This is a genomic window from Polaromonas sp. (genome assembly GCF_039930745.1).
Lineage (GTDB): Bacteria > Pseudomonadota > Gammaproteobacteria > Burkholderiales > Burkholderiaceae_C > Polaromonas.
On record NZ_JBDTTH010000139.1, the window covers coordinates 1 to 7,014 of the forward strand.

Sequence of the window (7,014 nt, forward strand, 5' to 3'; positions counted from 1 at the left end):
ATTTACAAGGTGCCGCGCATGCTGCATGAGCAGGGCCTGGACGGCCTGATCTGCGACAAGCTGCGCCTGAACACGCCACCAGCCAACCTCAAACGTTGGGACGATCTGGTTTACGAAACCGCACACCCGGCCAATGAAGTGCACATTGCCATGGTCGGCAAATATGTGGACCTGTCGGACAGCTACAAATCGCTCAACGAAGCGATCCGTCACGCCGGCATGAAAAACCACGCCAAGGTCGTGATCGACTATGTCGATTCGGAAACCATCACCGTGGACAACGTCTCGCGCCTGGCCAAGTTCGACGGTATCCTGGTGCCCGGCGGCTTTGGCAAGCGTGGCATCGAAGGCAAGATCTGCGCAGCGCGGTTTGCCCGTGAAAACAAGGTGCCCTACCTCGGCATTTGCCTGGGCATGCAGGTTGCCACCATTGAATTTGCACGCCATGTGGCAGGCCTGAAAGACGCCAACAGCACCGAGTTCGAACCCGACAGCCCGAACCCGGTGATCGCGCTGATCACCGAATGGAAAGACGAAGACGGCACCATCAAGACCCGCAACGAGCAGTCTGACCTGGGCGGCACCATGCGACTGGGTGCGCAAAGCTCCGACGTGGCCAAAAACACCCTGGCTCACAAGATTTACGGCGACGTGGTCACCGAGCGGCATCGCCACCGCTACGAGGCCAATGTGCATTACCTGGACAAGCTGCGCGGTGCTGGTCTGGTGATCTCGGCCCTGACCCAGCGCGAACACCTCACGGAAATTGTCGAGCTGCCGCAAGACGTGCACCCCTGGTTCATGGGTGTGCAGTTCCACCCTGAATTCAAGTCCACCCCGTGGGCCGGCCATCCGCTGTTCAATGCCTATGTAAAAGCCGCGCTGGATCACCAGACCGCCGGCAAACCGCAGAACAAAGCGCTGAAAGTAGTGGCATGAAACTGTGTGGCTTCGAGATCGGCCTCGACAAACCGTTTTTCCTGATCGCCGGCCCTTGCGTCGTCGAATCCGAGCAATTGCAGATGGACACGGCCGGCACGCTGAAAGAAATCACGGCTTCGCTGGGCATCCCCTTCATTTTCAAGTCCAGCTACGACAAGGCCAACCGTTCCAGCGGCACCAGCTTTCGCGGCCCCGGCATGGCCAAAGGCCTGGAAATCCTGGCCAAGGTCAAACGCGAACTGGGCCTGCCTATCCTGACCGATGTGCATTCGGAGGCCGAGATTGCCACCGTTGCCGCCGTGGTCGATGTGCTGCAGACACCGGCCTTCCTTTGCCGCCAGACCGACTTCATCCACGCGGTGGCGCAATCGGGCAAACCGGTCAATATCAAGAAGGGCCAGTTTCTTGCCCCCGGCGACATGAAAAACGTCATCGACAAGGCGCGCGCCGCAGCACGTGAAAAAGGCCTGAACGAAGACAGCTTCATGGCCTGCGAACGCGGTGCGAGTTTTGGCTACAACAACCTGGTGAGCGACATGCGCAGCCTGGCCATCATGCGCGAGACAAAGGCACCGGTGGTGTTTGACGCCACGCATTCGGTGCAATTGCCTGGCGGCAATGGCACCAGCAGCGGTGGCATGCGCGAGATGGTGCCGGTGCTGGCCCGCGCAGCAGTGGCGGTTGGCATTTCCGGCCTCTTCATGGAAACCCATCCGGACCCGGCCAAGGCCATGAGCGACGGCCCCAACGCCGTGCCGCTCAAACACATGAAGGCCTTGCTGGAAACGCTGCTGGAGCTGGACCGTGTGACCAAGAAAAACGGCTACCTCGAAAACAACTTCGAAGCCTGAATCCGGCACACCTGTCCATACCAGAGACAAGCATGACACCCGCCTACATCATCGTCGACATGAAGATCACCGACCCCGAGCAGTACAAGCAGTACATGGCCGTCGCGCCCGCCGCAGTGGCAGCCGCCGGCGGCGAATACCTGGTACGTGGCGGCAAGTTTGAGACGCTGGAAGGCAACTGGCAGCCCGCGCGCGTCGCGATGCTGCGCTTCCCCAACTACGAAAAGGCCAAGGCCTTTTATGACGAAGAAATGTACCGTGCCGCGCGCGCCAAGCGCGCCGGTGCCACCGAGTTTTTCAATATGGTGCTGGTCGAAGGCGTTGCCGCCCCGGTCTGATCCCTCTCTGTAAAAAAAGGAACTAAATGAGCGCAATTGTTGATATCGTTGGCCGCGAAATTCTCGATAGCCGTGGCAACCCCACAGTTGAGTGCGATGTGTTGCTTGAGTCGGGTGTGATGGGCCGTGCCGCAGTGCCTTCGGGCGCTTCCACCGGCTCCCGCGAAGCCATCGAGCTGCGCGACGGCGACAAGTCGCGCTACCTCGGCAAGGGTGTGCTCAAGGCCGTCGAATACATCAACACCGAAATCTCCGAAGCCGTGCTGGGCCTGGATGCGAGCGAACAGGCCTTCCTGGACCGCACGCTGATCGACCTGGACGGCACCGATAACAAGGCGCGCCTGGGCGCCAACGCGATGCTGGCCGTCAGCATGGCTGTGGCTCGCGCGGCAGCCGAAGAAGCCGGCCTGCCGCTGTACCGCTACTTCGGCGGCATGGGTGCCATGCAGATGCCGGTGCCCATGATGAACGTGATCAACGGCGGCGCGCACGCCAACAACAGCCTGGACCTGCAGGAGTTCATGATCGTGCCTGTGGGCGCACCGAGCTTTCGCGAAGCCCTGCGATGGGGTGCCGAGGTCTTCCACGCGCTCAAGAAAATCTTGCACGACCGGGGCATCAGCACCGCCGTCGGCGACGAGGGCGGCTTTGCACCCAGCGTTGAAAACCATGAGGCAGCGATTGCGTTGATCCTGGAAGCCATCGACAAGGCCGGCTACACCGCCGGTGAGCAAATCGCGCTGGCGCTGGACTGCGCGGCCAGCGAGTTCTACAAAGACGGCCTGTATGTGCTCGAAGGCGAAGGCGGCCTACAACTGAACGCCCAGCAATGGACCGACATGCTGGCTACTTGGTGCGACAAGTACCCCATCATCAGCATCGAAGACGGCATGCACGAAGGCGACTGGGATGGCTGGAAAATCCTGACCGAACGCCTGGGCAAGAAGGTGCAGTTGGTCGGCGACGACCTGTTTGTCACCAACACCAAAATCCTCAAGGAAGGCATTGACAAGCATATTGCCAATTCCATCCTCATCAAGATCAACCAGATCGGCACGCTGACCGAAACCTTCGCGGCCATCGAGATGGCCAAACGCGCCGGCTACACCGCGGTGATTTCGCATCGATCCGGCGAGACTGAAGACGCGACGATTGCCGACATTGCCGTTGGCACCAACGCCGGCCAGATCAAGACTGGCTCGCTGAGCCGCTCGGACCGCATGGCCAAGTACAACCAGTTGCTGCGCATCGAAGAAGACCTGGGTGACATCGCGACCTACCCTGGCCGCGCTGCCTTTTACAACTTGAAGTAGATGGCCCCCACGCTTGTCGCTTCGCGTACTGCGCTGCCCCCCGAGGGGGCACTGCGCCTGCGGACTGGCAAAGCCAGATCCACGGCCCCGGCTGGTGAAGAAAGAGTCCCCGCGCTTGTCGCTTCGTGCGCCTACCGCGCGCTGCCCCTTGCACGAAGAAGGGGGGCCGTTGCGCCTGCGGCCCGGCCCTTCGACAAGCTGAGGACAGGCCAAGGCCGGTTCCGCGGCCCTGGCTGGCCTGGATCCGAATCCCCCTCGTTCGCGCGCTTCGTGTCGTTTGCAGCCCTTCGGGCCTAGACATGGGGTCACGCCTCGTCCCCGCCCTCCTGGTTGCGCTGCTGGTCATTGTCCACGCGCAACTCTGGTTTGGCCGGGGCAGCCTTCCCAGCGTCAATGAGATGCAGCGCAGGCTGAGCGAGAAAACCGTGCAAAACACCCAGACGCTGGCCGACAACGAACGGCTGTCGGCCGAGGTCAAAGACCTCAAAGAAGGCCTGGAGATGGTGGAAGAAAAGGCGCGCCAGGAATTGGGTATGGTCAAGCCCAACGAAATCTTTGTACAGATTGCGCGCTGACCGGGGCACAACTTGCTCTGTTTTCAATAGCTGCCAGCGCAATACCCATAAGGGCTGGAGCCAAATTTGACGATTCATCCAGCGAAAACCGGCCGCGCTTCCGGCGAACCGCAGCGGGTGGCGGTACTGGGCGCGCCGGGTACCGGCAAAACCCGGCTGGCCACCGAACTTCAGGTGGCGCTGGGCCACAGCCCTGACGGGGAATCTGCTTTCGTGGTCGCCGACGACCCGCCGCTGGCGGCTGTTTTGCCGGCAGCAGATGGAGAAAAGGCGGGCTTTCGGCGTTTTGACCGGGTCCTGCTGATGGGTCTGGACCTGCCCGCACCCAACGCCGGAGAGTCGACGCGGCACAGTGCCGACCAACAGCTGCGCCAAATCCTCGCCAAAACAGATCAGCCTTACACCGTGGTTTACGGCACAGGCGCTGCTCGCCTTGCCAACGCACTGGGTGCGCTGAACGGGCTGCTTGCCTGCGGGAATCCGCAGGCTGTGCCGACAACCAGCACCCAGGCGCACCGGCCCTGGGTCTGGGCCTGCGACACCTGCAGCGACCCGGACTGCGAACGCCGGCTGCTCAGCGACCTGCTGGCCAGCCGCGTGTCCTGACGATCACTGGACGGTCGGCGCCGGTGGCTGCTGGCTGACCTGGCTGGTGAATATCTGCGCTGCATCCACAGGATCGAACCCGTACTGCGCACCGCAGAACTCGCAGCCCACGTCAATCCGGCCGCGTTCGGCAATGATGCTTTCCACCTCGTCCGTGCCCAGGCCACGCAGCATGCCGCTGACGCGTTCCTGCGAACAACTGCAGGCAAAGGTCGGCGCCACCGGCTCGAAGCGCGTGACCTGTTCTTCCCAGAACAGGCGGCGCAGGATGGTATCGGCGTCCAGACCCAGCAGCTCCTCGCGCTTGAGTGTGCCGGCCAGCAGCGCAATACGTTTGTAGTCTTCGTTGCGGCCGATTTCGTCCTCGTTGGCATCGCGGTCGATCTGGCCTTCAAGGTTGCCTTCGCCCTTGACCGGCAGGCGCTGGATCAGCAGGCCGGCCGCCACCTGGCCGTCGGCGGCGAGGATCAGTTTGGTGTCCAGCTGCTCGCTCTGCAGCATGTAGTGCTCCAGCACTTCGCTGAGGTTCTCGATTTTTTCGCGCTGGTCGCCAAACAGCGGCACCACGCCCTGATAGGGCTGCTGGCCCGGCAGTTTGTCTTTGGGGTCCAGCGTGATGGCGCAGCGCCCCTGGTTGTTGACATTGACGAGACGGCTTAAGGTGTCACCCGATTGCACCTCGCCCGTCACAGTGGCAGTGGCGCGCAGACTCAGGTCCGGCTGCACCTCGGCCACCGCAAGCTTGACCGGCCCATCACCGAAGATCTGCAACACCAGCGCGCCGTTGAACTTGATGTTGCCCTGCATCAGCGCGCCCGCGGCCGTCATTTCACCCAGCAGTTGCATGACCTCGGCCGGATAGCCGCCGGCAGCCTCGCGACGCTTGAGGATTTCCTGCCAGGCATCGGTCAGGCGCACCAGCATGCCGCGCACAGGTAGGCCGTCGAAAAGAAATTTATGCAATTCAGAAGGCATGGAGCCCCCACGGTCGTTCGCTACGCGTAACTCCCTGCCCCCCGAGGGGACCGCTGCGCCTGCGGGCCGGCAAAGCCGGACCCGCGGCCCTGGCTGGCTTGTAAGTGGTTTGCGACGGTCGAGTGATGGGGTTGGTCATGGGGGTGCTCAGGCGATCTTCTTGAAGCCGGCCTTGTAGCGGCGGGCATTCTCTAAATAGTGATGGGCGATCATTTTTAAACCCTCGATCTGCTCGGGCGACAACTGGCGCACCGCCTTGGCCGGGCTGCCGAGGATCATGGAGCCATCGGGAAACTCCTTGCCTTCGGTCACCAGCGAGCCCGCGCCCACCAGGCAGTTTTTGCCGATCTTCGCCTTGTTCAGAACAATGGCGCCGATGCCGATCAATGAGCCGTCGCCGATGGTGCAGCCGTGCAGCATGACCTGATGGCCGATAGAGACATTCTCGCCAAGGGTCAGCGGCACACCCATGTCGGCATGCAGCACGCTGGCGTCCTGAACATTGGTGCCGCGCCCTATGCGTATGGTTTCGGTGTCGCCGCGTATCACCGTGCCGAACCAGACACTTGCGCCTTCAGCCAGCTCCACATCGCCAATCACCTGGGCGCTATCGGCCACCCAGGCGGTCTCGTGCATTTTCGGGGCCAGTTCGTCGAGTTGGTAAATCGCCATCGTTTTTCCTCTGTTTTGCCTTGTCTCTGGATCAGTCCATTGTAAAGAGGCACCCCCGTCTTTCGCCGACAATCCGGGCATGACCCTGCCCGCCTCCCCGCCCGAGCTGCGCCAATTGGCCCTGCAAGCGCTGCTGCAGCCGGATCCACAGAAAAAAGTGCTGCTGGCCCACGCCCTGAAAGCGCAAGCAGCTACGCTTTCGATAGCAGACAAGCTGACGATAGCCCCGCCCACCAGCCTGCCCGGCTGCCCCGCGCGGCCGGAACTGCGCTCGCACCTGGACGTACCTAAACGCTCGCCGTACACGCCGGCGGGCCTGGCCGCCCTGCTGCATGCGGTGACCCACATCGAGTTCAACGCCATCAACCTCGCGCTTGACGCGGTCTGGCGCTTCGACGGCATGCCAACCGCCTACTACTTCGATTGGCTGCGCGTGGCCGCTGAAGAGGCACACCACTTCAGCCTGCTACGCGCGCAGTTGCAGGCCATGGGTTACGACTATGGCGACTTCCCCGCCCACACCGGCCTCTGGGACATGACCGCCAAAACAGCCGATGACGTACTCGCGCGCATGGCGCTGGTGCCACGCACGCTGGAGGCCCGCGGGCTGGACGCCACGCCGCCCATGCAGGCCAAGCTGCGCAAGGTCGGCACGCCGGATGCCCTCGCGGCCGTCGCCATCCTTGACATCATCCTGCGCGACGAGATCGGCCACGTCGCCATCGGCAACCACTGGTACCGG

General features: G+C 62.4%; 9 protein-coding genes. 7 read left to right on the forward strand and 2 right to left on the reverse strand.

The genetic code is table 11. The features are described 5' to 3' along the window. The 6 genes from ABI660_RS22300 to ABI660_RS22325 all read left to right on the forward strand — a co-directional run. Positions 1–939: CTP synthase (locus ABI660_RS22300; protein ID WP_348072265.1), on the forward strand; the 939-nt coding region annotated here is incomplete at its 5' end. Further along, positions 936–1,793 carry a 3-deoxy-8-phosphooctulonate synthase gene (gene kdsA / locus ABI660_RS22305; protein ID WP_348072267.1) on the forward strand — a complete coding sequence of 286 codons (858 nt, stop codon included), beginning with the start codon at positions 936–938 and terminating at the stop codon, positions 1,791–1,793. The genes ABI660_RS22300 and kdsA, both read left to right, overlap by 4 nt. Positions 1,794–1,825: 32 nt before the next feature. Next, positions 1,826–2,131, forward strand: a complete 306-nt coding sequence (locus ABI660_RS22310; RefSeq protein WP_348072269.1) for a DUF1330 domain-containing protein — start codon at positions 1,826–1,828, stop codon at positions 2,129–2,131. Positions 2,132–2,157: 26 nt separating this feature from the next. Then, on the forward strand, positions 2,158–3,444 hold the full coding sequence (gene eno, locus ABI660_RS22315) for a phosphopyruvate hydratase (protein WP_348072271.1): 1,287 nt from the start codon (positions 2,158–2,160) through the stop codon (positions 3,442–3,444). 299 nt (positions 3,445–3,743) lie between these two features. Further along, positions 3,744–4,019 (forward strand): septum formation initiator family protein, encoded by a 276-nt coding sequence (locus ABI660_RS22320; protein ID WP_348072273.1) that lies wholly within the window; start codon positions 3,744–3,746, stop codon positions 4,017–4,019. 66 nt (positions 4,020–4,085) lie between these two features. Next, positions 4,086–4,625, forward strand: a complete 540-nt coding sequence (locus tag ABI660_RS22325; protein WP_348072275.1) for a hypothetical protein — start codon at positions 4,086–4,088, stop codon at positions 4,623–4,625. 3 nt (positions 4,626–4,628) lie between these two features. On the opposite strand, the gene ABI660_RS22330 is transcribed toward ABI660_RS22325, so the two are convergent. Both ABI660_RS22330 and ABI660_RS22335 read right to left on the reverse strand, forming a co-directional pair. Further along, positions 4,629–5,600, reverse strand: a complete 972-nt coding sequence (locus ABI660_RS22330) for an Hsp33 family molecular chaperone HslO (RefSeq protein ID WP_348072277.1) — start codon at positions 5,598–5,600, stop codon at positions 4,629–4,631. Between the two features lie 147 nt (positions 5,601–5,747). Continuing rightward, the gene (locus ABI660_RS22335) at positions 5,748–6,272 is read right to left on the reverse strand and encodes a gamma carbonic anhydrase family protein (RefSeq protein ID WP_348072279.1); all 525 of its coding nucleotides are present in this window, start codon (positions 6,270–6,272) and stop codon (positions 5,748–5,750) included. A gap of 79 nt (positions 6,273–6,351) precedes the next feature. On the opposite strand from ABI660_RS22335, the gene ABI660_RS22340 reads away from it, so the two are divergent. Continuing rightward, positions 6,352–7,014 (forward strand): ferritin-like domain-containing protein (locus ABI660_RS22340; RefSeq protein ID WP_348072281.1); only part of this gene is annotated, 663 nt, incomplete at its 3' end.

What these genes read in the sequence shown, in the direction of transcription:
- eno (WP_348072271.1), top strand. Translation starts at nt 2,158, where the DNA reads ATGAGCGCAATTGTTGATATCGTTGGCCGCGAAATTCTCGATAGCCGT.
- ABI660_RS22330 (WP_348072277.1), bottom strand. Translation starts at nt 5,600, where the DNA reads ATGCCTTCTGAATTGCATAAATTTCTTTTCGACGGCCTACCTGTGCGC.
- ABI660_RS22310 (WP_348072269.1), top strand. Translation starts at nt 1,826, where the DNA reads ATGACACCCGCCTACATCATCGTCGACATGAAGATCACCGACCCCGAG.
- kdsA (WP_348072267.1), top strand. Translation starts at nt 936, where the DNA reads ATGAAACTGTGTGGCTTCGAGATCGGCCTCGACAAACCGTTTTTCCTG.
- ABI660_RS22335 (WP_348072279.1), bottom strand. Translation starts at nt 6,272, where the DNA reads ATGGCGATTTACCAACTCGACGAACTGGCCCCGAAAATGCACGAGACC.
- ABI660_RS22320 (WP_348072273.1), top strand. Translation starts at nt 3,744, where the DNA reads ATGGGGTCACGCCTCGTCCCCGCCCTCCTGGTTGCGCTGCTGGTCATT.